The sequence below is a fragment of the Enterobacter wuhouensis genome (assembly GCF_004331265.1).
GTDB classification, from domain to species: domain Bacteria; phylum Pseudomonadota; class Gammaproteobacteria; order Enterobacterales; family Enterobacteriaceae; genus Enterobacter; species Enterobacter wuhouensis.
Genome location: NZ_SJOO01000008.1, coordinates 123,120 through 148,937, shown reverse-complemented (window position 1 = coordinate 148,937; position 25,818 = coordinate 123,120). Strand labels below are relative to the sequence as shown.

The following is a 25,818-nucleotide window of genomic DNA, read 5'->3' as shown; positions in this document are numbered from 1 at the left end:
TGGCCAAATTCATTTTTGTCATTCGTAGGCCCGGTAAGCGCAGCGCCACCGGGCAAGATGCAGAGGTGCTACACCCGGCCGTATCGGTCGTGGAAGCGAACGATATCGTCCTCCTCAAGATACGAACCGGAGCGCACTTCAATCAGGTCGAGCGGAATTTTCCCCGGGTTTTCCAGACAGTGCGTGGCCCCCAGCGGAATGTAGATGGATTCGTTTTCGCCCAGCAGTTTGATTTCACCGTCGATGGTGACTTTTGCGGTTCCCGCAACCACCACCCAGTGCTCGGCGCGGTGATGGTGCATCTGTACCGACAGACCTTCTCCGGGCTTCACGGTGATGCGTTTGACCTGATAGCGATCTCCGGCATCGATGGAGTCATATTTGCCCCACGGGCGGTACACTTCGCGGTGGATATGGTGCTCGTGACGGCCATCGGCCTTGATCTGCTCCACCACTTTTTTAACGTCCTGCACGGCGTTACGGTCGGCAATCAGCACCGCGTCTTTGGTCTGTACGACCACCAGATCCTTCACCCCTACCGTGGTGACAAGGCCAGACTCGGCGTAGACGTAGCTGTTTTCCGTTTTGTGGCTAATCACATCGCCGTGATGGACGTTACCCTCCGGGGTATGGGCGCTGATCTCCCACAGGGATGACCATGAGCCCACGTCGCTCCAGCCCGCGTCCATCGGCACCACGACGGCGTCCGCCGTGCGCTCCATGACCGCATAGTCAATGGATTCTTCCGGGCAGGCGAGGAAGGACTGTTCGTCAACGCGGATAAAATCGAGGTCCGGGTCCACCACCGCCATCGCTTTTTCGCAGGCGCGGAGAATATCCGGGCGATATTTTTCCAGCTCTTCCAGATAGCGTCCGGCGCGGAACAGGAACATGCCGCTGTTCCAGTAGTACTCGCCGCTGCCCACATAGGCCTGCGCGGTTTCCAGATTCGGTTTTTCAACAAACTGCGCCACGTCAAACGCCACGCTGTCGCCCTGACCCGGCGTCACGCTGCCGCGACGGATGTAGCCGTAGCCGGTTTCCGGCAGATCCGGCACGATGCCGAAGGTGACCAGCTTGCCGCTGTCAGCATAGGGGATCGCCGCGCGTACCGCGTCGCGGAACGCCTCTTCCTGCTGAATCACGTGGTCTGCCGCCAGCACCAGCATCAGCGGGTCGCAGTCCGGGCTGCTGCGCTTAGCCGCCAGCGCCGCGAGGGCGATAGCGGGCGCGGTGTTGCGTCCGGCAGGCTCCAGAATGATATTTTCCGTGAGTTTGTTCAGCTGGCGAAGCTGCTCGGCAACGATAAAGCGGTGCTGTTCGTTACAAATCACCACCGGGCTTTCACACTCCACGCCCTGCAGACGGTTGACCGTCGTCTGCAGCATGGTGAGCTCCCCTTTCAGGCAGAGGAACTGTTTTGGATAGAGCACGCGGGACAGCGGCCATAACCGGCTACCAGAGCCACCTGCCATCACGACCGGATACAACGTGGTATGACTCATGATTTATCCCCGTATATCTGCAATAAATTGGCTCAGCACGCTCTCTTTTTCGAGGGTGCGTTCGGCATATTCACGTGCCACCGTGTTCTCTTTTGGCATGGCGAGCGCCTGCTCAATTCCGGCCACCAGCGCAGACACCGATTCCGGCTCCACGCACACGGCAATGCCGGGATAGCTGTCGCACAGCTGGCCTAATTCGGTTTCGGCTTCTGCCGTGATCACCGCGTTCCCGCCCACAGCCAGAATATTGGTCAGCTTGGACGGTAGCACCGCGTCCGCCGCGCCGCGCTTTTGCACGACCAGATGGCAATCGCCCATCTTCAGGAGGGCTGGCAGCGCCTCGTAAGACTGCAGCGGGAAGAACTTCACGTTGGTCAGGCCGCGTTCGCCGACCATTTTTTCCAGCCGCGCTTTACCGCCGCCCTGTCCGACAATGACAAACATCCATGAATGTTTGCTGAGCTGAAGCGCGGCTTCAATCACGCTCTCCAGCCCCTGCTTTTCGCCGATGTTGCCCGAATAGAGAATGATTTTTTGGTCATCAGGCAAACCGAGCTGCGCGCGGAGTTCGCGAGCGTCTTGTTCCGTGACATCGCGGAAACGCGCCACTTCGGACCAGTTCGGGAAGAAAATAACTTTCTCCGCCGGGACGCCCTTCTCCCGCGCCTTGTTCATCATCGAGCGCGAAATCGTCGAGACGTAATCCACGTTGTGCAGCCCGCTGCGCTCAAAGGCGCTGGCGAGCTTCGCCACCTTGCCGCCCTTGCCCTTGCCTGCCATTCCCAGGCCGAGCATGGCGTCCACTTCATAATCCTGAACGTGCAGCAGGGTACGCGCGCCGGAAAGTTTGCCCAACAGGCGCATGCCCGGCGTGCAGAACAGCGTCGGCACCACGCCGATGATGCGATCCGGCTTCCAGCGACGCTGCGCCATCAGCGGGAAAAAGCTGCTCAGGGCAAAGCTGCCCAGATGAATTAAACGTTTCAGCGTTGAAGGCTGCTTCGGCACGTACAGCGGGCAGCGCCACACGGTCGCTGCACCCTCTTCGCGGCGATAGCGCCAGCTTGAGTAGCGCTCGCCCACCTTCCACTCCGGGTAGTACGGCGGCGCGGTAATGACCCGCACGTCATGTCCCTGGCTCGCCATCCACTCGACCATCTCGCCGGTGTACTTTCCGATACCGGTTAGCTCGGGCGAGTAGTTAATTCCGTACACCAAAATTTTCATAGGCCCGGCACCTCGGCCTGACGTTCTGCGAGGAAATACGCCCGACTGTTATCGTGAACGTTGTCGCTCGCCAGCAGCGCCTCCGGCGTTAGCCAGCGGTAGTCGTCATGCTGAGAATCAGGCAGATGCAGATCTGCCTCACTCACCTTCAGGCGGAACCCCAGCACGATGTAGTGCGTGGAGAATCCGTTGCCTGAAAAGTTATCGTCATAGAAGTGCTGCCAGACCCCGTAAAACTGGCCTGCCGCCATCGGCAGCTGCAGGCCCAGCTCCGCCAGAGTGAGACGCTCAAAGGCGTTTGCCAGCGTCTCATCCTTCTGCACGCGCCCGCCGGGCACGAACCAAAAGCCCTGTGCAGGACGGTTGGTTCGTTTCCCCAGCAAGAACTCGCCGCGTTCGTTCTCCACGATCAGATCGATTGAGATCAGCGGAGTGGAACGCACCACCGTGGCAAAATCTTCCTGACTTAAAAACATCATTACCCCCGGAAGCGGTGCTGATTTTCGAGGAACCACTGGTAGGTGCTTGCCAGCCCCTGCTCCAGCGAGACCTCGTGATACCAGCCCAGCTGATGCAGGCGGGTGACGTCCAGCAGCTTGCGCGGCGTGCCGTCCGGCTTGGTGGCGTCAAACACCACGCGGCCCTTGTAGCCCACCACCTGGGCGATGGTCTGCGCCAGCTCGCGGATGGTGCAGTCCACGCCGGTGCCGACGTTGATGTGCGACAGCATCGGCTCGGTGTTCTCCTGCCACACCTCGCGATCCAGCTCCATCACGTGAATGCTGGCCGCCGCCATGTCGTCAACGTGCAGGAACTCGCGCATTGGCGTACCGCTGCCCCACACCACCACGTCCGGCGCGTTCTCGGCGGTCGCCTCGTGGAAACGGCGCAGCAGCGCCGGGATCACGTGCGAGTTGCTCGGGTGGAAGTTGTCGTGCGGCCCGTACAGGTTGGTCGGCATCACCGAGCGATAGTCGCGGTTGTACTGACGGTTGTAGGACTCGCACAGCTTGATCCCGGCAATCTTGGCAATCGCGTACGGCTCGTTGGTGGCTTCAAGCGTGCCCTGCAGCAGTTCGCTCTCGGCGATCGGCTGCTTCGCCATTTTCGGGTAGATGCAGGATGAGCCGAGGAACAGCAGCTTGTTCACGTTGTGCAGGTGCGCCGCGTGAATGATGTTGCTCTCAATCATCATGTTTTCGTAGATGAAATCCGCCGGGTAGGTGTTGTTAGCGACAATCCCGCCCACCTTCGCCGCCGCCAGATACACCTGATCAATGCGTTCATGAGCAAAGAAGTCCTGTACCGCACGGCTGTCGAGCAGGTTCAACTCGTCGCGGGTGCGCACAATCACCTCTACGTCGCCGCGCTGTTCCAGCAGGCGTTCAATCGCGGAACCCACCATTCCGCGATGACCGGCGACAAAAATACGTTGTTTTGTCATCATCAGGACTCCAGCGCGATGGCAACCTCGTAGCCGTGAGACTTAAGCAGAGAGTGTTTTTTCGCTGCTTCAAGATCTTTAGCAACCATCTCGGAAACCATCTCCTGCAGGGTGGTTTCTGGCTTCCAGCCCAGGGTTTCGTGCGCTTTGGTTGGGTCGCCCAGCAGGGTTTCCACTTCCGCAGGACGGAAGTAGCGCGGGTCAACCTGAACGATAACGTCGCCCGGCTTCACGCCCGGCGCGTCGTGGCCGGTCACGGATACCACGATGCCTTTCTCTTCAACGCCGGTGCCTTCAAAGCGCAGTTTGATGCCCAGCTGCGCGGCGGCCATCTCAACGAACTGACGCACGGAGTACTGCACGCCGGTCGCGATCACGAAGTCTTCAGGTTTGTCCTGCTGCAGCATCATCCACTGCATTTTCACGTAGTCTTTCGCATGGCCCCAGTCACGCAGGGAGTCCATGTTGCCGAGGTGCAGGCAAGATTCCAGACCCTGAGCGATGTTGGCGATCGCGCGGGTGATTTTGCGGGTCACGAAGGTTTCGCCGCGGCGCGGGGATTCGTGGTTAAACAGGATGCCGTTACAGGCGTACATGCCGTAGGATTCGCGGTAGTTGACGGTGATCCAGTAGGCGTACAGTTTTGCCACCGCATACGGAGAGCGCGGGTAGAATGGCGTGGTCTCTTTCTGCGGGATTTCCTGCACCAGGCCGTACAGCTCGGAGGTGGACGCCTGGTAGAAGCGGGTTTTCTTCTCGAGGCCCAGGAAGCGAATCGCTTCCAGCAAACGCAGGGTGCCCATGGCGTCAACGTCGGCGGTGTATTCCGGGGATTCGAAGGAGACCGCTACGTGGCTCATCGCGCCCAGGTTGTACACTTCATCCGGCTGCACTTCCTGCAGGATGCGGGTCAGGTTGGAGGTGTCGGTCAGGTCGCCGTAGTGCAGGTGGAACTTCGGGTTCGCCGCGTGAGGATCCTGATAAATGTGATCCACGCGCTCGGTATTGAACGATGAAGCACGACGCTTAATACCGTGTACTTCATACCCTTTCTCCAGCAGCAGTTCTGCCAGGTAAGAACCATCCTGTCCGGTAACGCCGGTGATGAGAGCGACTTTAGACATATTTATTTCCTCTGTACTTATCAAAGTTTTTCAGTTTCTACGCGTTCGCGTATCACCACTGCGGGATTGCCACGGCAAACTTTATTTGCCGGTAGCGATTTAAAAACGCTGCTGCGGGCACCAATTACCGTGCCATCGCCAACAGAAACACCCGGTGCAACAAACACATCCGTTGCCAGCCAGCATTTTTCGCCAATCACAATAGGCGAAGCGGTAATATCAAAATGCTGACTCATAAAGTCATGGCTGCCGGTGCACAAATAACATTTCTGTGATACCACCGAATTTGCGCCAATCGTAATATCGCCCAGGGTATATAACACCGCGTCGTCCCCAACCCAGGCGTAATCCCCAAGCGTTAATTTCCAGGGATACGTAATTTTTACCGAGGGGCGAATGACTACGTTTTTTCCGATTTTTGCGCCAAACAGGCGTAATAAAAAGGCGCGCCAGCGGTACAGAATTTGCGGCGACCAGGCGAATAACGTCGCCTGAACCGCCCACCACAGCTGCACCTTAATACCGTTCCCACCGCGAAAGCCTTTCGGCACGGTGAATCCTTTAAGTTCCTGCATTACGTTTCCTTATATTCAGGCTTTGTTATATAAGGCTTTCGCTTTACCCGTCGTTTTCAGGCGTAATAAATAAGATAATTCCGCCCAGAGCCGCGGCACGCGTAATATTTCACGCTGCACGTTTTTTGCGTCCTGGCATAATTCCAGATTATTCGAGGTTGACACGCCGCCCATTGAAAATTCAGACACCAGCCCTTTCACTCGACGGAAGGGATATCCCGATTTGTACAGGCTGGCGGTCAGCGCATAATCTGAAGACACTTTATACTGCAGATCGTATGGCTGCTTTTTCAGACCGCTCACCGGGAAGAAGATGGCCTGATGGCTGGCCGGCAGGCTGTGGTAGATATACCAACCCGGCTTGGCGCTGCGCAGCACCTTATTACCGTCACCGAAATCGAGCAGCGCGTCGCCAATAAACATCGCCTCTTCTTTCTGGCGGGCCAGCTGGCGGGCAAACAGCGCCACGTCGTCATGGAACACGTCGCCGGAATTGAGGAAGATGGCATACCGCCCCTGAGCCATCGCGATGCCTTTATTCATCGCGTCGTAGATGCCTTTATCTTTCTCGCTGACGTAACGTAAGTTGAACTCACCGTTGAGTTTTTCCAGAAATTCAGCCGTACCGTCGTCCGAACCGCCATCGACCACAATCCACTCAAAGGTGAGGCTTGGGTCGCGCGCCAGGTTGCGCAGCGAGCGCCAGGTTTTTACCACCCCTTCGTAGTTGCGAAAGGCGACAGTAATGACGCTAAGAAACATAAAACCACCTCGTCATGAATTCGTAATATTAAGCGCTTTACGCAAAATAAACGGACATACAATTAAGAATGCATATTCCGGACTAAATATTGACCCGGTAAAAAACAGCGACACCGGCGTAAAAAGATAAAGCTGCACGCGAAAGTTCTGGTTATCACCAAACGCGTTAATCATCATTTTGAATACTTTAAACAGATACCAGATCGTCAACAGTACGGCGAACCACGAAAAATAAATAATTAACAGATACAGACCATTGTCTATGGTTTTACCGACGTCCGCACCGTTAAAGATTCCGAATGATGCCACATATTCGTAAAGTGAGCCGAATCTTACTACGCCATCAATATGGGTTAAGGAGTAACCCACCATCACCAGCGGACCAATGATGCGATAATAGGACGATGAGCCTTCCGTTCCCAAATCACCCAGACGTTCTGAGATGTACGGGAAAGCAAATATCACGCCTACCAGGAATACCGTCAGGGAGATGATCGCCAGCGGCAGTTTTTTCTTTATCGCATCTTTGTTCAAATACTGGAATGCCCACTCCAGCAGGTAAAACAGGATAAATGTCATTACCCCTGAAAACGACCCTGACAGAACAATTCCTGCAAGAATCATAGCATCGGTCTTAGGGGTTTTGATACCAAACTGTTTGATGCTGAGCCAAATTGAGATTAATGCCAGAGCAAAGAATGCCGGTTCAAAATAGAGGGCGGTTGTGCGCTTGCCGCCAAACTTAATGAAGTTCAGTACATAGCTATTGCTGTATATGAGATATTTCGAAATTATCTCCATCAGGCTGCTGCCGCCGGTCAAAATAATTTGCGCCATCTCCAGCGCGGCAAGCATAACAATTAACGCAACGGCAATATAAAAGAACCTAAGGATTTTCCTATAATTGTGCGTTGAAATAGTTTTGAAGCGAATACTCCAGACCATGCCAATAATAATGACGATATAAACAAACAGCATGGTTGACGTGACATATTTGCTGGCATCCAGCGACTGCCCAAAGATGTAGTTAAACGCCGTCAGGCCAAAACCCAGCCCCAGGGCAATCATCAGCTTCTTCAGGTTGATTTTATCGACATAGAGCAGAAGCAGGACGGGCAGGAAGGTCACGATGGTTATCGGGAAGCTTTCGCCAAGCTGGGCAATTTTGACGTTGACCAGCAGGTAGATCAGCGGCAGCAGCAGATAACTACAGATTCTGATAGAACGAGACATATTCCTCCAGCATCTGTTGTCCACTGTAGGCCTTGCGGCTGCGGTTGCGGAACGATTCCAGGTCAGTGCCAAAAACGGCCTGCGCAATGTCCGCCTTCGGCAACTGCACCAGCGGCAGCACCTCCTGCTCCGCGAAGGTTTTGCCGCCGGACTTCTCCAGCACCTCGCGCGCGGCGTCGCTGTGGGTGGCAATCACCGGCACGCCGATGGAGAGCGCTTCGCAGAGGATCAGCGGATAGTTGTCCACGCGCGAGCTGAACACCAGCGCGTCCATCCCGTTCAGGGCGCTCATCAGCTTGCGCTTGTCGGTTTCAAATCCGTGGTTCACCACGTTCGCCCCTTCGAACGGCGAAAACTTGCCGAAGGTGTGCAGTTCAACCCTGTCGCCGAGCGCCATGATGTCGCGCACCAGCTGCTGGTTGGTTTTGCCGTCGTAGCGCAGGTCGTGCGCAACAATGGCAATCTTTGGTTTGCCCGGCGTTTCGGCGACCGGCGTCAGCTCCGCCAGAATCTCTTCCGTCGCCACGTCGATACCGTTATTGATGATCCTGCAGCGCCCTGCCCCGTACAGGCTGTTAAAGGCATCCGCCACGTGCTGGCTTGGTGAGATAAAGGTGCAGCCGAGCGAGAGCATCTCGCGGAACAGCTGGCGCTTGCCCTCAACCAGCCGATGCGCGCGATCCACCTTCACCGGCGGATAGTTGCTCAGGGTCGGGCACTTCTGGCAGCCGGTTTTCCAGCCTTCGCAGCCGTCGGTAAAGGCGCAGCGTCCGGTCACGCTCCAGTGATCGTGCAGCGTCCAGACGAATCGGGCGTCCGGCCTGTGCGCTTTCACCTTCTCACAAAACGCCACAACCTCGTCCAGATTCAGCCAGTAGCTGTGCAGCACGTGAAAATGCAGCACCACCGGGCCGGACGTGCGCGTCACGGTGCGGTAAAGATTGTTCAGGTTGCCAAACAGATCGCGGTTAAACAGGCGGAACAGCGCGATGTTGGCAATAGAGGTCAGACGCGGAGTCTGCTTCAGCACCTGCGGATAGTTGTCATGGCTAACGCTTTTCTTGCCGCCTTTGCCGTAGCCGTACACAAAGCGCGACTGTAATCCTTTTTGCAGCGCGCGCTGGTGCAGATCCAGCGCCACGCCTGCCGCCCCGCCTTCTGCGAGGCGTACGTTAAATTGCAAAATGTTCATTTAATCACCTTCACGCGGGCTTTCTCTCCCACCACCAGCGCGTTGTCAGGAATGCTGTCCAGCACCACGCTGCCTGCGCCAATCGTCACGTTGTTGCCGATCGTGATGTCACCGACGATCACCACGTTGGCGCCCAGCTCGACGTTATTGCCGATCGCCGGACAGGCCAGGCTTTCTGGCCCGCGGTTGCCGATGGTAACCGCGTGGCGAATAGTGAAATCATCCCCCGCCACGACGAACTTATTGATCACCACGGCATACCCGTGGTGGATGGTGAAGCGTCGGCCAATGGTGGCAGCGGCCTGAATTTCATAGCCAAAAAAGCATTCGGTGATGATGCGGTACAGCACCAGCACCGGTGCCGCCCAAAGATTGTTTAAAACGTTTTTCTTACGCCACACCGAGCAAAAGTGCGCGATGCGGTACGCCAGAACCATGCAGCACGGCCGCAGGCTCCAGCCGTTAGCGCGGCAATCTTCCAGAAACATTATTTCCCCCGAAGCCCGTCAGCCAGGCGCTTGCCGTTACGCACGGAAAGCAGCGTCAGCAGCGTGCGCCAGTTCATGCGCTTGTTGCGTATTTGATAGAGGGTAAACAGCTGATACTTCCGGCTGGCACGGTCAAACTTATTCTTGTGCTTGCGGTAGAAGTGGAAGTAGCCCGAGAATTTCTTTGGCGACGAGGTGATTTGCATCTCCCCGTGGTTGATGTGCAGGATCTGCGTGGCCTCTTCCACCTTCCACGGCTCGCCGTACTCCACCACCATCCGCAGGAAGATGTCGTAATCCTGCGCGGCCTTCAGTTCGGTATCGAAAAGACACTCTTTGAATCGCCACGCCCAGGTAAAGACCTGGTTGCCGATGATGTTGCGCTTGTAGAACAGGCGGCGGGAGTAAGGCGATTTTGGGTACAGCGGCAGGCTCGCCGGCTGTGAGTACACTTCGCCCTGGCAGACATAGTCGTTGGCATACAGGAACGCGTGCGTCACCAGCTGCGCCTTGTGCGACAGGAAGATCGACAGGCGGTTTGGCGTCCATTCGTCATCGTCGTCGATGCCGGTCAGATACTGCCCTTTCGCCTGCATAATCGCCTGATTACGCACCGCGCACGCCCCGGAGTTAATCTCGTTATGCGTGTAGACCACGCGCGGGTCATTAAGGTCGTCCACAAATTTCTGCAGCTGTTCGAAAGAGGAGGAACAGTCATCAACGATAATCAGCTCCCAGTTATCGTAATCCTGACGTAACACCGACTTAATCGCGCGGATCGCCAGCTGCTGACGGTTCCATGTCGGCATATAGATAGAAATCAAAGGGCGTTGTGTGGTCATAAATTCCCCCTACTCCCCACCCCTCACCCCAGCCCTCTCCCCAGAGGGGAGAGGGAGAAAGACCGCACCAGGCAGTCCCCTCTCCCCTTTGGGGAGAGGGTTAGGGTGAGGGGTGGGTGGTTTTTTTATTTAGAGTCAGATTTGTATTCGTACTCGTAGTAACCGTAATCCTGGTACCCGGTCGCGCGGCGGAAGATGGAGTTCAGAATGACCCCTTTCACCTCAATGCCGTTTTGCTCAAAGCGGCTCAGGCTGGTTTCCACTTCCTTGATGGTGTTCACCGCGTAGCGCGCCACCATCAGCGTGGTGCCCGCCAGTCGACCCACTACGGCAGCGTCGGTGACGGCCAGGATTGGTGGGGTATCAATCAGCACAAGGTCGTAATTTTTGCTCGCCCACTCCACCAGCTCGGTGAAGCGTTCGCTCATCAGCAGCTCGGACGGATTAGGCGGCACCTGACCACGCGGTATGAGGTCAAATTTCGGAATGGTCGTCGGCTTCGCGCTCTGGCTGATATCGCCCTTGCCGAGCAGAATGTCCGACAGGCCGTTGACGTTGTTGGTGCCCAGCAGCTCGTGGGTATAGCCCTTACGCATGTCACAGTCGATCAGCAGCACGCGTTTGTTGGTCTGGCTCACCACCGCCGCCAGGTTGGCGCAGACAAAGGTCTTACCAATCGACGGGCTGACGCCGGTCATCATCAGAACGTTATTTTTGGCCTGCATCATGGCGAAGTGCAGGCTGGTACGCAGGCTGCGCACCGCTTCTATCGCCAGATCGGTCGGGTTACCCACGGCCAGCAGCTGGCTCTGTTTGTAACGCTTGACGCCCTTAACGGTTTTGACGCTGTCGCGGGACTTCTGCCATTCGGAAAGCGGGATGCTGGCATAGACGGTGATACCGTTCTCTTCCAGCGCCTGCGGGCTTTCGATTCCGCGGTTGAACAGGGAGCGCAGCAGCACGCCAACGATGGAGAGCATCAGGCCGAGAATGATGCTGCCGAAAATAATCAGCGCCTTCTTCGGCTTCAGCACGCCGGGCTGCGTGATGGCCGGGTCGACGATGCGCACGTCACCGACCGTACTGGCTTCGGTAATTTTCAGCTCCTGCTGTTTGTTCAGCAGCTGCATATAGACCTGCTGTCCGGACTCCACGTCGCGGGTCAGACGCACAATTTCCTGCTGCGTCTTCGGCATCGCGGTGACGCGGTTGTTGAGCTTGGCTTTCTCTTCCTCCAGCGTATGACGTTTTTCCAGCAGCGTACGGTAAGCCGGGTGGCGCTTGGTGTAGAGCTTGGAAATTTCCGCCTCTTTGAAGGTCAGCTCGTTAAGCTGTGCATCAATATTTACCATGGAGTCGAGAACCGATTTCGCCTCCAGCGGCAGGTCGACGGAATCTTTATCCTGACGATAGGCGTTCAGCTTGTTCTCGGCATCATCCAGACGAGCGCGCACCTCCGGCAGCTGTTTTGCCAGGAAGGCGAGGCTTTTGGCCGCCTCCGCTGACTTACGCTCGACGTTCTGCTCAAGGTAGTTGCGGGTAATGCTGTTGAGGATGTCGCGGATCTGATCCTTATCTTCACCGGTGAACGTCATGCTCAGGACGCCGGTGTCCTTGCCGTTCTCGGTGACGGACAGATTGCTTTGCAGATTGTTGATCATCCCCAGGGTGGAGAATTTGGTCACGGTAAATTCGCCGCCCTCCTGAGCATGAATGCCGCTGACCATCATGCTGACGCCGTCTTTGCTCAGCATCTGCCCCACTTCACCGCGCGCGCTAAACCCCGCGTCGCTGGTCAACTGGTACTGTTTCGGGCCGAGCACCGTCAGGGTAAAGGTCTGATCGCCAGCGCCTTTCGGCAGCACAAAGTCGGTCACTTTTACCGTGTCGTTGCTGCGGCCCGTCAGGCGATCCCAGCCCGCACCAAATACCGGGAAGGTATTTTTGGTGACGGCGATATCAAGCCCTAAATCATGAACCGTTTTGCCGAGCACCAGACGCGACTGGATCAGCTGAATTTCAGCATCGGATGCCGGCGGTTTGTTCGCCAGCGCGGAACCGATATCCTGCACCAGCGAGTTACCGGTATTTTGCTCTATCTGCACCAGCGCATCGGCGCTGTAGATAGGCGTCGCAAACAGCGTGTAGACAACGGCCGCTGCGGCAAACACGGCGGTGATCCCAAGCACCCACCACTTCGCTTCGACAACGGTGCCGACCAGGCGACCAATATCGATTTCATCACTGCCCGACGTCGGGGCGGCAGAAGGTTTTGTTTTTTCTGTCATTGTTATCCCTGCTGAGCTTTCAGTGCCTGCGCCCACTGACGGGCAGACTGATCGAGTAAGGTGTATACCGCCTCAAAAGCCTCACGGCTCTTGCGATACGGATCGGGGATTTCGCGTTCATTGTCCCAGTGACCAAACAGCATCACCTTGCCGCGCATCTCCGGTGCGATCTCGCACAGCGCGTGAATGTGGCGTTTTTCCATCGTCAGGATCAGGTCGTACTCGCGGCACATCCGGCCAGAAATCTGACGGGCACAGTGCCCGTCGAGAGAAAGGTTGTGATCGCTGGCTACGCTTGATGCACGCTCGTCGGCGCCTTTACCGACCAGCGCCCCCAGCCCCGCAGACTCAACGATGAGGTCGGGCTGGTACTGTTTCAGCAGCCGCTCAGCCGTCGGGGAACGGCAAATGTTCCCCACGCAAACCACCAGAATTTTATTAAACATCGCGGATTACCAGGTATGAACGTCGCGCGCCGTATCCGTCATGTAGCGAACGCCACTGATGGTTGGCAGCAACTGGTTGATCAGACGGTTCCAGCGGGCAACCGGCGCGGTGGTGACATAGACCACATCGTATGGCTGAAGGCGGAACTCGGTTGCCATAACCAGCGACGTCGCATCGGACATATCCAGCTGGTAAATGTTGGCAATCTTGCCCTTCGTGCCCTCGCCTTTCAGCGGACGGATCACGAAGATGCCGCTGGCGTTGGACGAGGTCAGATCGATACCTTCCGCATTGCCCAGCGCTTCGGTCAGGGTCATGCCGCTGAAGTCCATCTTGAGGGTGCTCTGCTTCTTCACTTCACCCATGACGAAGACTTTAAGATCGTCGTTGCGCGGTACGTACAGGATGTCGCCCGGATAGAGCAGGCGGTTTTGGGTCAGATCGCCGTTTTGCATCAGCGCCTGCAGCGAAATGCGCTGCTCTTTACCTTCGTGGGTCAACACCACGTTGCGCCAGTCGGCGCCGTCCGTTAACCCACCGGCGGCGTTAATGGCATCCAGTACCGTCAGCGGAACGTTGGTGATGGCCTGCTGGCCAGACTTGTTCACCTGCCCGGAGATATACGCTTTCTGCGAGCGGAACGCGGCGATATTAACGTCCACCTGCGGGTCAGCGATGTACTGCGCTAAGCGGCCGGTAATATCACTACGGATCTCAGCAAGCGTTTTGCCCGCAACGTGCACCTTACCGATATACGGATAGAACATGGTGCCGTCAGACTGTACCCAGTTACCGGTGTCGCTTGAGCTACGGTACTGGCCCGCCGGGGTGGTCAGCTCCGGGTGGTCCCAGACGGTGACGTTGATCACGTCGCCCGGCCCTACCCGGTACTGGTATGAGGAAATCTCCTGGTCCAGAGACATATTCGGCTGCGCAACGTTGGGACGTGGGCGTAATTGTTCAACCAGACGAGGCGTCAATGGATAAACATTCACCATTTTGTCGAGATCAAAATCAGCATCCTGTTGCTTGATCACATCCTTACCCATTGTTGACATATTGCTGCCGGGAAAGACCGTACAACCACTCATCAAGGTCACAGACACCAATAATGGCATCAATTTCATTTTGGATTTCATCATTGATTATTTATCACTTTGGCAGAGTAATTATCCTGTGCAATTAAAATAAGCGCGGGTCGTTTTGGCATTCAGCATGCAGTTAAAGAAATAGAAATATAACTGGCATCAGTCCTAAAAGAGGCTTATTCATCCATTGGCTATTGACAGAATAATCGAGGCTGTTTCACACGCCTTCGGGCACGCTACCGCCCTTGGCTTTCAGTTACCAATCCACTGACTAAACAATGTGTTATGGATATACACCCTCTTGGATAAGGTCTTTTCGAAAATATATCAGCCACTTCTGAAGGACAGCTGATAAAGCATCATCATCACTAAAGACCGAAACAATAATAGCAACAAGGAAATTTAACATTTGATGCTGAGGGAATTGTTGCAGCTAACCTAATAGCAGGCAAGGAGACAACCGTCCTAATATTCGTTTTTAAGAATAATATTAAGAGCAAGTTTTTGGCGTTTTAGGAATTTCTTTATATTGACAATTAAGCGATTAAAACCATTAATTGCGATATATCCTAAATATCATTTATTGTCATTAAATATACGTCATTAGCTTATTTACAGCGGCATCAGTTATCGCTCTTTATCGGGTCGTCTATTAAGAGAAATCTCAGCCTGCCATTGCAATTTCCGTCAGCTTTATCCATGATCGAAGTGTGACATTGGTCATATAACAGAAGGTATTGCGATTATTATGGAATGGATTGCCGATCCATCAATCTGGGCCGGGCTGGTGACGCTGGTTGTCATCGAATTAGTGCTTGGTATTGATAATCTGGTCTTTATTGCCATCCTTGCCGAAAAGCTGCCGCCCTCACAGCGCGACCGCGCCCGCGTGACGGGCCTGCTGCTGGCGATGGTGATGCGGCTGCTGCTGCTGGCGTCAATCTCCTGGCTGGTCACCCTCACAAAGCCCATTTTTACCGTCTACGGGCTGAGCTTCAGCGCCCGGGATCTGATCATGCTTTTTGGCGGGTTGTTCCTGCTGTTCAAAGCGACGGTTGAGCTTAACGAGCGGCTCGAAGGTAAAGACGGTGAGCATCCCACCCAGCGACGCGGCGCCAAATTCTGGCCGGTCGTCGCGCAGATCGTGGTGCTGGACGCCGTCTTCTCGCTCGACTCGGTCATTACCGCCGTCGGCATGGTTGACCATCTGGCGGTGATGATGGCTGCCGTTATCATTGCCATCACGCTGATGGTCATGGCAAGTAAAGCGCTCACCCGATTTGTGAACAGCCACCCTACTATCGTCATTCTCTGCCTCAGCTTCCTGCTGATGATCGGCTTTAGCCTGGTGGCGGACGGCTTTGGCTTCCATATTCCGAAAGGCTATCTGTACGCTGCCATTGGTTTCTCGGTAATGATTGAATCCCTGAACCAGCTGGCCATTTTCAACCGTCGTCGCTTCCTCTCTGCAAACCAAAGCCTGCGGCAGCGGACCGCCGACACGGTGATGCGTTTGCTGAGCGGGCGGAAAGAGGATGCCGAGCTGGACGCAGAATCCGCCGCGATGCTGGCCGACCATGCCGACGGGCAGATCTTTAACCCGCAGGAGCGGCGGATGATTGAGCGCGTGCTTAACCTCAACCAGCGCTCGGTCAGCAGCATCATGACTTCTCGCCACGATATCGAGCATGTCGATCTCACCGCACCGGAGGAGCAAATACGCGCCCTGCTGGACAAAAACCAGCACACCCGCGTGGTGGTCACCGGCGGCGAGGAGGAGGAAGAGCTGCTGGGCGTGGTGCACGTAATCGATCTGCTGCAGCAGCAGCTGCACGGTGAACCGCTTAACCTGCGCGCGCTGGTGCGCCAGCCGTTAGTGTTCCCGGAAGCGCTGCCGCTGCTCTCCGCGCTGGAACAGTTCCGCAACGCGCGCACGCACTTTGCCTTTGTGGTAGACGAGTTCGGTTCCGTGGAGGGCCTGGTGACGCTCAGCGACGTAATGGAAACCATCGCCGGTAATCTGCCAAACGAAGTGGATGAGATCGATGCCCGCCACGATATCCAGAAAAATGCCGATGGCTCGTGGACCGCTAACGGCCATATGCCGCTGGAAGATCTGGTGCAGTTCGTCCCCCTGCCGCTGGATGATAAACGCGAGTACCACACCATTGCCGGCCTGCTGATGGAGTATCTGCAGCGCATCCCGCAGCCGGGGGAAGAGGTTCAGGTGGGAGACTATATGATCAAGACGCTGCAGGTTGAGAGCCATCGCGTACAAAAAGTGCAGCTCATACCGCTGCGCTGCGAGGACGATCTGGATTTTGAGGTGTAAAAAGCCGGGTAGCGCTTCGCATACCCGGCCTGGGACGTCAGGTTTTGCAGGCCGGGTGAGGCGCAGCCGCTACCCGGCACCACTCACATTAAAGCTTATCCAGCAGTTTCTTCACATCCTTCCCTGTCTGTGAATCTTTATTCCGATCCGCCCAGTCGTTCAGTCGACGTTTGGCTTCATCCTGCAGATGCTTACGCATGATCTGATCCACCTGAAGGCTGTAATTCAGCGACTGCCATTTGCCGTATACGCTCAGAGGAATTGGCGTCTCCTTCAGGAAATCGATCAGTTTGCCTTCCCCCTGCCAGCCGGAAAGCACGCGGACGTTAAAGCGGGTGTCCGCCGTCTCTTTCACCAGGTCCAACGCGCCTTCGCCCGTTAAGGACAGCATCGCAGAAGTGCCCTGCATTCCGTCCAGTGAAAGCTGTCCGTGATTCAGCGTCAGATCGCTGGTAAAGCTATCCAGTCGCGTGGCGCTGTCGTAATTTTCCTGAGCTTTGACATTGCTGCTTCGCTCCACGGCCTGCTGCACCAGCTGCTGGAAGTTAAGCCCTTCCATGCGGGTGTCCTTCATCTCAACGTGAGCCTGCCCCTGCCATTCGCGGCGGAAAGCATCGGCGTCAATCTTCGTTCCTGAGAAGTCACCCGCCAGCGATAACTGTCCGGTCAGCGAGATTGGGTAGTTAAACGCCTTCAGGATGGTGCCGATCTCGACGTTGTCGAGACGCGGCTGGAACACCGCGGCAGGAGAATCGTTACGGACATCCAGCGTACCGGGGAGGGAAAGATGTCCTGCCCCCATTTTGCCGCTTAGCTCAGAGATCGTCAGCAAACCGTTGTGGTTAAACATCTGGCTGCTCACGTCGGTAAAATCGATGCCGCGCCAGCGTACGCTGTTGGCTTTGAGCTGAATATCTGCGGTAAACCCGCGCAGGCCGTTATAGTCCGGCTGATCGAGGTTAGAGGAGATCACCGGGCGAGCCTGTCTGGCCTGGCTTTGTGCGTTCTGGGAAACATCATCGCCGGATGCAGCGACCGCAGGCATCGCGAGCAGGTTTTCCAGATTAAGAGTGTCAAACTGCAGGTTCAGAACCCATTTCGGCTTCTCCGCCAGTGAGACGCTGGCCTGACCTTTCAGGATGCTGTCGTTAGCCTGCAAATTGAGGTTATCCAGCTCGAGCTGCTTATGCTCCTCGCGCCACACGGCCTGCAGCGATCCCTGGCCGGTGATGCCCTTAGCCGGGAGATCGGCCCCCGACAGCTGCCAGTTCAGCTGTTGAATATCTGCCGTAAGCCGATGCGGATAATCCGACGCATTCACGCTGGCGTTCAGGGACAGGGTCAAATCGCGCTGATCGCGGTTTACCCGTCCGCTCAACTCCACCGTGGCAACATGGTTCGCGTCCTGCTCCATGTTCAGATTAATGTTGCGGACGGTGACCTGCTCATCGTCTTCATGCTGGAAAACCAGCACGCTGTCGGCCACCTTCAGCTTGCCGATATCAAACGACCAGCCGGTATCCGAAGGTTCATCAGGTAAGGTATTTTCGCGGGGCGCAACCGGCGCATCGTTTTTACGCACGGCTTCGGTTTGCGGCGTCAGCTGAATCACCGCCCCCTTGAGCATCACCTGGTCAACCTGCAGCTGGTGCGAAAAGAGCGGGATCAGCGCCACGTCAAGGCGCATGTTATCTGCCGACACCAGCGGCTGAGAAGCCCCCGGCGCGGTGAGCGACATGCGGCCAGAGAGAATACTGAGCTGCGGCCACACGTGCCAGCGCAGCGGCCCGTCAAGGTTCAGTTGATAACCGCTGCGTACTTCGACCTGCCGCACCATGTAGGCGCGGAAATCATTTGGGTTCACCAGCAGCACCAACGCCGAAAGGCCAGCAATCAGCACCACCAGCAAAATCATCAGCGTCGTCAGAACTCTTCTCATGGCATCCTCAATGAACTAACGATCAGTCTTTATCGATACGACTGGCAACCGCACCCTGCTGGTCGCGATACTTCGCGTCCTGGCGGCGGTTATAAGGACGATCCGCCGGCCCCGTCAGGGGTTCAAAGCTTAACGCACCAATCATCATGCCGGGGCGCAGCGCCAGCGGCAGTTTACCCGCGTTAAAGAACTCAAGCACGATGCGGCCAGACCAGCCGGGATCGATACGGTGCGCCGTCACGTGAACCATCAGCCCCAGGCGCGCCAGAGAGGAGCGACCGTCAAGCCAGCCCACCAGATCCGCAGGCAGCGTGACGGATTCAAACGTCACCGCCAGCGCCAGTTCACCCGGGTGCAGATAAAAGGCGTCGCCCTCATCAAGGACAATCTCGTCGCTCATGACGCGATCGAGCGCCGCGCTGACTTCGTCCTTCGGCCCGCTAAGGTCGATAAACGGGGCAGTATGGCCGCTGAAGGTGCGGAATTTATTCCCCAGACGCACGTCAACGGTCACCCCGTTGATACGCTCTACCGGCGGGCGCGGGGTAATAGACAGGCGGCCTTCATCCAGCCAGGCTTCTATATCACGATCGCAAAGACGCATGGCACTTTCTCCTTTCGTGCATCGTGCCCTGAGGTTTACAGGCTCAGGGCAAACCAGGTTATCTCTGAACGGTACACAATTCGCACGGCTTATTCAAAAAACTGGCTGATTTTCGCTTTTAAAATATCAATCGCAATGCGGTTTTTACCGCCGCGAGGCACGATGATATCGGCATATTGTTTGGATGGTTCAATAAACTGCAGGAACATCGGGCGAACGGTTTTCTGGTACTGCGCCATGACCGAGTCCATCGAGCGACCGCGTTCGTTGACGTCGCGCTTAATGCGGCGCATCAGGCAAATATCCAGCGGCGTATCAACGAAAATGGAGAAGTTCATCGACTCGCGCAGGCGCGCGTCGGTCAGAAGCAGAATGCCTTCGAGGATAATGACCTTCTTTGGCTCAATGCGGATGGTCTCTTTCGTGCGGGTGTGTTCTACGTAACTGTAAACCGGCAGCTCAATGGCCGTGCCGTTTTTAAGTGACTGAAGATGCTGGAACAACAAGCTGTGATCCATCGCGCTCGGATGGTCATAGTTGGTCTTTACACGCTCTTCCATTGAAAGATGAGATTGGTCTTTGTAATAGCTATCTTCGGGAATGACGCCGATATGCTCATCACCAACTTGTTCACGCAGTTCGCGGTAGAGCGTACTGGCAATAAGACTTTTACCTGAAGCCGATGCGCCGGCGATGCCTATAATGACGCACTGATGAGACTTATCAGTCATAAATTTAGCGACCTGATTAACCTGGATGTTAAGGAAGGGCGACGCCGGAGCGTCAAACGCGGCAATTATAGGGATTTCGCGGGCGTGATACCAGTCGAATACGCAGGTTATGCGAGACAGGCTGAAAAGTGGCTTTTTGTTCCCTTTATGAAATTTATACGGCCGTTTTTTCAGCGTTTAACGTGAATTTTTTGCAGAGTAACTATTTAATAACCCTATGATGTCAAATTATGAGCAGCCGCCATATGAATTGTAAATTGTTTGTACTAGCATAATCCAAATTCTTATTTCACTCGTCGGACCTTCCTCCTGGCGGCACAGCGTCTCTGGATAAAGCGGTAATGAATAAACAATACCAGCGGGTTTTGGTGACTACCCCACATCCTTTACTGCGACTTGTCTGTCTGGGCCTGGTCACCTTCATCTTTACGTTATTCTCTCTGGAGCTTACTCGCTTCGGAATGATGCTGGCCCCGCTCTGGTTCCCGACGTCAATTATGATGGTGGCGTTTTACCGTCACGCCGGGAAAATGTGGCCCGGTATCGCGCTGGCCTGCTCGTTTGGCAACGTCCTGGCGTCCTGGATGCTGTTTTCCTGGGAGTCCATTAGCCTCGTCTATACCGTCGTCAACGTTATAGAGGCGTGCGTCGGTGCCTTGCTGCTGCGCAGGCTGCTGCCCTGGTATAACCCGCTGCAAAACCTCAATGACTGGGTCCGTCTGGCCATCGGCAGCGCCCTGATCCCGCCGCTCATTGGCGGCGTGCTGATCCATTTTCTGGTGCCGGGCGCTGAACCGCTGCGTAATTTTCTCGTCTGGGTTTTGTCAGAATCCATCGGGGCGCTTGCGATTGTGCCGTTAGGGTTGCTGTTTAAACCCCACTACCTGCTGCGCCATCGCAACCCGAGGCTGCTGCTGGAAACGCTGATGACGATGGCCGTCACGCTCGTTCTGAGCTGGGCGGCCATCACCTGGCTCCCCTGGCCGTTTACCTGCGTCATCGTGCTGCTGATGTGGAGCGCCGTGCGTTTGCCGCGCATGGAAGCCTTTATGGTGTTTTTGGTCACCGTGATGGTGGTTTCGATGATGATTGCGCGGGACCCCTCCTCGCTGGCAACGCAGCACTCCAGCGCCATGCTGAATGCGCCCTGGCTGCCGTTCCTGATGTTACTCCTGCCCGCTAACGTCATGACGATGGTGATGTACGCCTTTCGCGCCGAACGTAAGCACATCACCGAAAGCGAAGAGCGCTTTCGTAACGCGATGGAGTATTCCGCTATCGGCATGGCGCTGGTCGGCATTGAAGGCCAGTGGCTGCAGGCCAACAAAGCGCTGTGCAATTTTTTAGGCTACAGCCAGTCAGAGCTGCAGTCGCTCACCTTCCAGCAGCTGACCTGGCCGGAAGATCTCAACACCGATCTGGAGCAGCTCGACCAGCTGGTGAACGGCGATATCAACACCTACAGCCTGGAAAAGCGCTACTACACCCGCGACGGTGAGGTGGTCTGGGCGCTGCTGGCCGTCTCGGTCGTGCGCCACGCCGACGGCACGCCGCTCTACTTTATCGCCCAGATAGAAGACATTAACGATCTCAAGCACACCGAATGGGTCAACAAGCGCCTGATGGAGCGTATTACCCTCGCCAACGAAGCTGGCGGCATCGGAATCTGGGAGTGGGACCTGGAGCCTGACGTGATTAGCTGGGATAAGCGAATGTTTGAGCTGTACGACATCCCTGCCCACATCAAACCGACGTGGCAGCTCTGGCACGAGGCGATGCTGCCCGAGGATCGCGAACACGCCGAACAGGTGCTTCGGGACTCGCTGATGGCGAGGCTGCCGTTCAAGCTTGAGTTTCGGATACGCGTCAAGGAAGGCGTTCGCCATATTCGCTCCCTGGCAAATCGGGTGCTGAATAAGCAGGGTGAAGTCGAACGCCTGCTCGGCATCAATATGGACATGACCGAGGTGAAGCAGCTGAACGAAGCCCTGTTCCAGGAAAAAGAGCGTTTGCACATTACGCTCGACTCCATCGGCGAAGCGGTGCTCTGTACGGACGTCGACATGAACGTCACCTTTATGAATCCGGTGGCGGAGAAAATGAGCGGCTGGCTGCAAGCCGAGGCCATCGGACAGCCGATTCTGAAAGTGCTGCACATTACCTTCGGAGAAAAAGGCCCGCTGATGGAGAATATTCACAGCGGCGATATGTCCCGTACCGATATTGAGCAGGACGTGGTGCTTAACTGCCGCACCGGCGGCTACTTCGATATTCATTACAGCATCACCCCGCTCAGCACCCTGGACGGGCAAAACATTGGCTCGGTGCTGGTGATTCAGGACGTTACCGAATCGCGTAAAATGCTGCGCCAGCTGAGCTACAGCGCTTCGCATGATGCTCTTACCCATCTTGCCAACCGCGTGAGCTTCGAAAACCATCTCAAGCGGCTGCTGCAAACCGTTCAGGAGACGCGCCAGCGTCATGCCCTTGTGTTTATCGATCTCGATCGCTTTAAGGCGGTGAACGACTCGGCGGGCCATGCGGCGGGTGATGCCCTGCTGCGGGAACTCTCGTCATTAATGCTGACCATGCTACGCTCCAGCGACGTGCTTGCGCGTCTGGGCGGGGATGAGTTCGGTCTGCTGCTGCCGGACTGCAATATCGAAAGCGCCCGCTATATTGCGGGCCGGTTGATCCACGCCATCAACGACTACCACTTTATGTGGGAAGGACGCCTGCATCGCATCGGTGCCAGCGCCGGGATCACCCTGATCGATGAAAACAACGTTCAGGCATCGGAAATCATGTCGCAGGCCGACATCGCCTGCTATGCCTCGAAAAATAGCGGGCGCGGCGTCGTCACGGTCTACGAACCGCAGCAGGAGCGAATCCACAGCACGCGCAGCATGATGTCGCTTGACGAGCAGTGGCACATGATCAAGGACAATCACCTGATGATGATTGCCCGCAGCGTCGCCTCCCCGCGCATTCCTGAAAGCTGCAATTTCTGGCTAATTTCGCTCCGCCTGTGGACAAGCCAGGGAGAAGTGCAGGAAGAACACGCCTTCCGTTCTGGCCTGGCGGAACCTGAACTGCTGCACGCCCTCGACAGACGCATTTTTAGCGAGTTCTTCCGCACGTACGCGGCGCAGGTCGCGAGCAAAGGCATGGGGGTGGCGCTGCCGCTCTCGGAGGCCGGGCTAGCCAGCGTCACGCTGGTCGCCGAACTGCTCGAGCTGCTGGAGAAAGGCACGTTGCCGGGTCGTCTTCTGCATCTGGTGATTAACGTCGACGTGGTGCGTAATCCGGATGAGAACGTTCAGCAGGGGCTGCAAAAGCTCCGTCATGCGGGGTGTCGCGTGGTGCTGAGCCAGGTGGGGCGCGATATGAACGTCTTTAATCACCTGAGCGCCAACGTTGCCGATTACCTGATGCTGGACGCGGAGGTCGTGACCAACGTGCACGGTAACCTGATGGACGAAATGTTGGTGACCATCATTCAGGGCCATGCCCAGCGCCTGGGGATGCAAACCATCGCCGGGCCGAGCAATCAGCCGATGATGATGGATACGCTCTCAGGGATCGGCATCGATTTTATCTACGGTGACACCATCGGCGAGCCGCAGCCGCTGGAGCTACTTCTGAATACCAGCTATTTCGCCATCAACTGACGGCGTCCAGCCGTCGGTATACCAGATGTGCAGCAGCGCGTAAGAGCGCCAGGGCTGCCAGCGCAGGGCATACCGGCGAATTTGCGCGGGCGTCATCCCGGCAAAGCGCTGCTTGATCAGATAATCATCCGGCAGAAACACATCTTTGGCCTGCCAGCCGCGTAGGGCAAGGTAGTTTGCCGTCCATCGCCCTATCCCGGGCCGCTGCTGCAACGCCTTCATCCCCGCCTCAATATCCGCTGGCGGGAGCAGCGGAAACGTCCCGTCGACGACGGACTGCGCCAGATGGATCAGTGACTCCGCCCGTTTGGCCGGCATGCCGAGCGCTTTTAACGCCAGCGGGTCGGCTGCGGCCAGCGCCTGCGGCGTCGGGAAACAGAGATACTCCGGCGCATCCTTCACCGGCTCACCGCACAGCGCCACCACGCGCGACGCCAGCTTCGCCGCCATCGCCACGCTCACCAGCTGCCCGAGGATCGCCCGCACGCCCTGCTCGTACGCATCCACCGCGCCCGGCAGACGCAGGCCGGGACGGGCAGCGCCGAGGTCGCCAAGGGTGCGCGCAACGTCCTCGGGATCGCAGGTCAAATCGAACAGGCGTTCAATACGGGCAAGGCACGTTGTTGCTATCGGGATTAAGCCGGGGCTGAGGGTCACGACCAGCGTAGGGGCGTTACTCTCCGGCGTGACGCGAAAAACGCCCTGATGCCCCTCGCAGGCAAAGCTGCGTTCGTAATAGCTGTCGGTGACGGTCTCGACGCCCGTGACCGCACGCGCACGTAAAAATCCCAACATCCACTGCCAGTCATAAGGGGGTTGCCACGTCAGGGTATACATTCTTGCTCCTTTTTTATTCCTCACAGCATAAACGGAAAAAGCGCGTTTCGCCTTGCTGACATATTCCTGTTGTCGCCGGAGAGACATTTCGCTAAAGTCTCGCCCCTTCTCACCGGCATGGGGATTTCTACGTGTTTATTGGATTTGACTACGGTACGGCAAACTGCTCGGTTGCGATTATGCAAAACGGACAGCCGCAGCTCCTGAAAATGGAAAAAGAGAGCACGCTGCTGCCGTCGATGCTCTGCGCGCCGACGCGTGAAGCGGTGAGCGAATGGCTGTTCCGCCATCATCAGGTGCCGGCCACCGCCGCGGAGTCTCAGGCGCTGCTGCGCCGCGCGGTCAGCTTTAACCGCGAGGAGGACATCGAGGTAACGCCGTCCAGCGTGCAGTTCGGCCTCTCTTCGCTCGGGCACTACATCGAAGACCCTGAAGAGGTCTACTTCGTTAAGTCACCGAAATCCTTCCTGGGCGCCAGCGGCCTGAAGCCGCAGCAGGTGGCGATGTTTGAGGATCTGGTGTGCGCCATGATGCTGCACATCCGCAATCAGGCGCAGACGCAGGTTCCGGATACCATCACCCAGGCGGTGATAGGCCGCCCGATTAACTTCCAGGGGCTGGGCGGCGACGAGGCGAACCAGCAGGCGCAGGGAATTCTTGAGCGCGCGGCGCACCGTGCGGGCTTCCGCGACGTGGTGTTCCAGTATGAGCCGGTTGCGGCAGGGCTGGATTTTGAAGCCACGCTGACGGAGGAAAAACGCGTGCTGGTGGTGGATATCGGCGGGGGGACAACAGACTGCTCGCTGCTGCTGATGGGGCCCGAGTGGCATCATCGTCGCGATCGTGAAAACAGCCTGCTGGGGCACAGCGGCTGCCGCGTGGGCGGTAACGATCTGGATATCGCCCTGGCGTTTAAGAGCCTGATGCCGCTGCTCGGCATGGGCGGGCAAACGGAAAAAGGGATCGCCCTGCCGATCCTGCCGTGGTGGAACGCCATCGCCATCAACGACGTCCCGGCGCAGAGTGATTTTTACAGCACCGCCAACGGCCGCTTCCTCAACGATCTGGTGCGCGACGCGCAGGACGCCGACAAGGTCGCGTTGCTGTATAAGGTGTGGCGCCAGCGTCTGAGCTACCGCGTGGTGCGCACCGCCGAAGAGAGCAAAATTGCCCTTTCCGATCGTGCTGAACACGCCGTCTCACTGCCGTTTATCAGCGACGATCTCGCCACGGCGATCTCTCAGGATGGCCTCGAAACCGCGCTCGCTCAGCCGCTGCAGCGCATTCTGGAACAGGTTCAGCTGGCGCTGGAAAACGGCAAAGAGAAGCCGGATGTTATTTACCTGACCGGCGGTAGCGCCCGTTCGCCGCTGATCAAAAAAGCGCTGGCGGAACAGCTGCCGGGCATCCCGATTGCCGGGGGCGATGACTTCGGCTCCGTTACCGCAGGGCTGGCGCGCTGGGCGCAGGTGATGTTTAGCTAGTGCTG

The 25,818-nt window shown here is 56.7% G+C and carries 21 protein-coding genes; 3 read left to right on the top strand and 18 right to left on the bottom strand.

Annotation, left to right across the window (positions count from 1 at the left end; genetic code table 11):
• Positions 1 to 68: 68 nt before the first annotated feature.
• The 14 genes from cpsB to E0L20_RS17380 all read right to left on the bottom strand — a co-directional run bounded on the left by cpsB (position 69) and on the right by E0L20_RS17380 (position 14,269).
• Positions 69 to 1,505 carry a mannose-1-phosphate guanyltransferase gene (cpsB, locus tag E0L20_RS17445; RefSeq protein ID WP_131635055.1) on the bottom strand — a complete coding sequence of 479 codons (1,437 nt, stop codon included), beginning with the start codon at positions 1,503 to 1,505 and terminating at the stop codon, positions 69 to 71.
• A 3-nt stretch (positions 1,506 to 1,508) separates the two neighbouring features.
• Positions 1,509 to 2,732 (bottom strand): colanic acid biosynthesis fucosyltransferase WcaI, encoded by a 1,224-nt coding sequence (wcaI, locus tag E0L20_RS17440; RefSeq protein ID WP_131635054.1) that lies wholly within the window; start codon positions 2,730 to 2,732, stop codon positions 1,509 to 1,511.
• Positions 2,729 to 3,208 (bottom strand): GDP-mannose mannosyl hydrolase, encoded by a 480-nt coding sequence (locus E0L20_RS17435; RefSeq protein WP_131635097.1) that lies wholly within the window; start codon positions 3,206 to 3,208, stop codon positions 2,729 to 2,731. Before E0L20_RS17435 ends, wcaI begins: the two co-directional genes overlap by 4 nt.
• A gap of 2 nt (positions 3,209 to 3,210) precedes the next feature.
• On the bottom strand, positions 3,211 to 4,176 hold the full coding sequence (gene fcl, locus E0L20_RS17430) for a GDP-L-fucose synthase (protein WP_131635096.1): 966 nt from the start codon (positions 4,174 to 4,176) through the stop codon (positions 3,211 to 3,213).
• A 2-nt stretch (positions 4,177 to 4,178) separates the two neighbouring features.
• Positions 4,179 to 5,300 (bottom strand): GDP-mannose 4,6-dehydratase, encoded by a 1,122-nt coding sequence (gene gmd / locus E0L20_RS17425; protein ID WP_088208132.1) that lies wholly within the window; start codon positions 5,298 to 5,300, stop codon positions 4,179 to 4,181.
• Positions 5,301 to 5,320: 20 nt separating this feature from the next.
• Positions 5,321 to 5,875 (bottom strand): colanic acid biosynthesis acetyltransferase WcaF, encoded by a 555-nt coding sequence (gene wcaF / locus E0L20_RS17420; protein ID WP_131635053.1) that lies wholly within the window; start codon positions 5,873 to 5,875, stop codon positions 5,321 to 5,323.
• A gap of 15 nt (positions 5,876 to 5,890) precedes the next feature.
• Entirely contained in the window at positions 5,891 to 6,637 is a 747-nt protein-coding gene (gene wcaE, locus E0L20_RS17415) for a colanic acid biosynthesis glycosyltransferase WcaE (protein WP_131635052.1), read from the bottom strand.
• A gap of 12 nt (positions 6,638 to 6,649) precedes the next feature.
• Positions 6,650 to 7,870 (bottom strand): colanic acid polymerase WcaD, encoded by a 1,221-nt coding sequence (gene wcaD / locus E0L20_RS17410; protein WP_131635051.1) that lies wholly within the window; start codon positions 7,868 to 7,870, stop codon positions 6,650 to 6,652.
• Positions 7,845 to 9,062, bottom strand: a complete 1,218-nt coding sequence (gene wcaC, locus E0L20_RS17405) for a colanic acid biosynthesis glycosyltransferase WcaC (protein ID WP_131635050.1) — start codon at positions 9,060 to 9,062, stop codon at positions 7,845 to 7,847. Before wcaC ends, wcaD begins: the two co-directional genes overlap by 26 nt.
• Entirely contained in the window at positions 9,059 to 9,550 is a 492-nt protein-coding gene (gene wcaB, locus E0L20_RS17400; RefSeq protein ID WP_131635049.1) for a colanic acid biosynthesis acetyltransferase WcaB, read from the bottom strand. Before wcaB ends, wcaC begins: the two co-directional genes overlap by 4 nt.
• Positions 9,550 to 10,392: a colanic acid biosynthesis glycosyltransferase WcaA gene (gene wcaA, locus E0L20_RS17395; protein WP_131635048.1), complete on the bottom strand. Its 843-nt coding sequence runs from the start codon at positions 10,390 to 10,392 to the stop codon at positions 9,550 to 9,552. Before wcaA ends, wcaB begins: the two co-directional genes overlap by 1 nt.
• A 125-nt stretch (positions 10,393 to 10,517) precedes the next feature.
• Positions 10,518 to 12,680: a tyrosine-protein kinase Wzc gene (gene wzc / locus E0L20_RS17390; protein WP_131635047.1), complete on the bottom strand. Its 2,163-nt coding sequence runs from the start codon at positions 12,678 to 12,680 to the stop codon at positions 10,518 to 10,520.
• Between the two features lie 2 nt (positions 12,681 to 12,682).
• Positions 12,683 to 13,126 (bottom strand): low molecular weight protein-tyrosine-phosphatase Wzb, encoded by a 444-nt coding sequence (gene wzb / locus E0L20_RS17385; protein WP_131635046.1) that lies wholly within the window; start codon positions 13,124 to 13,126, stop codon positions 12,683 to 12,685.
• 6 nt (positions 13,127 to 13,132) lie between these two features.
• Positions 13,133 to 14,269, bottom strand: a complete 1,137-nt coding sequence (locus tag E0L20_RS17380) for a polysaccharide export protein (protein ID WP_131635045.1) — start codon at positions 14,267 to 14,269, stop codon at positions 13,133 to 13,135.
• Positions 14,270 to 14,963: 694 nt separating this feature from the next.
• Between E0L20_RS17380 and E0L20_RS17375 the strand changes: the two genes are divergently transcribed.
• Positions 14,964 to 16,547 carry a TerC family protein gene (locus E0L20_RS17375; RefSeq protein ID WP_131635044.1) on the top strand — a complete coding sequence of 528 codons (1,584 nt, stop codon included), beginning with the start codon at positions 14,964 to 14,966 and terminating at the stop codon, positions 16,545 to 16,547.
• A gap of 88 nt (positions 16,548 to 16,635) precedes the next feature.
• Here E0L20_RS17375 and asmA read toward each other — a convergent pair whose 3' ends face one another.
• The 3 genes from asmA to udk form a co-directional block, all read right to left on the bottom strand.
• A complete protein-coding gene (asmA, locus tag E0L20_RS17370) occupies positions 16,636 to 18,486 on the bottom strand; it encodes an outer membrane assembly protein AsmA (protein ID WP_131635043.1) in 1,851 nt (616 codons plus the stop codon).
• A 22-nt stretch (positions 18,487 to 18,508) separates the two neighbouring features.
• Complete coding sequence (gene dcd, locus E0L20_RS17365) at positions 18,509 to 19,090, bottom strand: dCTP deaminase (protein ID WP_131635042.1); 582 nt, start codon at positions 19,088 to 19,090, stop codon at positions 18,509 to 18,511.
• Positions 19,091 to 19,179: 89 nt separating this feature from the next.
• Entirely contained in the window at positions 19,180 to 19,821 is a 642-nt protein-coding gene (gene udk, locus E0L20_RS17360; protein ID WP_131635041.1) for a uridine kinase, read from the bottom strand.
• A gap of 341 nt (positions 19,822 to 20,162) precedes the next feature.
• On the opposite strand from udk, the gene E0L20_RS17355 reads away from it, so the two are divergent.
• Complete coding sequence (locus E0L20_RS17355; protein ID WP_131635040.1) at positions 20,163 to 23,492, top strand: diguanylate cyclase; 3,330 nt, start codon at positions 20,163 to 20,165, stop codon at positions 23,490 to 23,492.
• On the opposite strand, the gene alkA is transcribed toward E0L20_RS17355, so the two are convergent.
• Complete coding sequence (alkA, locus tag E0L20_RS17350; RefSeq protein WP_131635039.1) at positions 23,457 to 24,329, bottom strand: DNA-3-methyladenine glycosylase 2; 873 nt, start codon at positions 24,327 to 24,329, stop codon at positions 23,457 to 23,459. The genes E0L20_RS17355 and alkA overlap by 36 nt on opposite strands.
• 131 nt (positions 24,330 to 24,460) lie before the next feature.
• Between alkA and yegD the strand changes: the two genes are divergently transcribed.
• The gene (yegD, locus tag E0L20_RS17345) at positions 24,461 to 25,813 is read left to right on the top strand and encodes a molecular chaperone (RefSeq protein WP_131635038.1); all 1,353 of its coding nucleotides are present in this window, start codon (positions 24,461 to 24,463) and stop codon (positions 25,811 to 25,813) included.
• Positions 25,814 to 25,818: the final 5 nt, after the last annotated feature.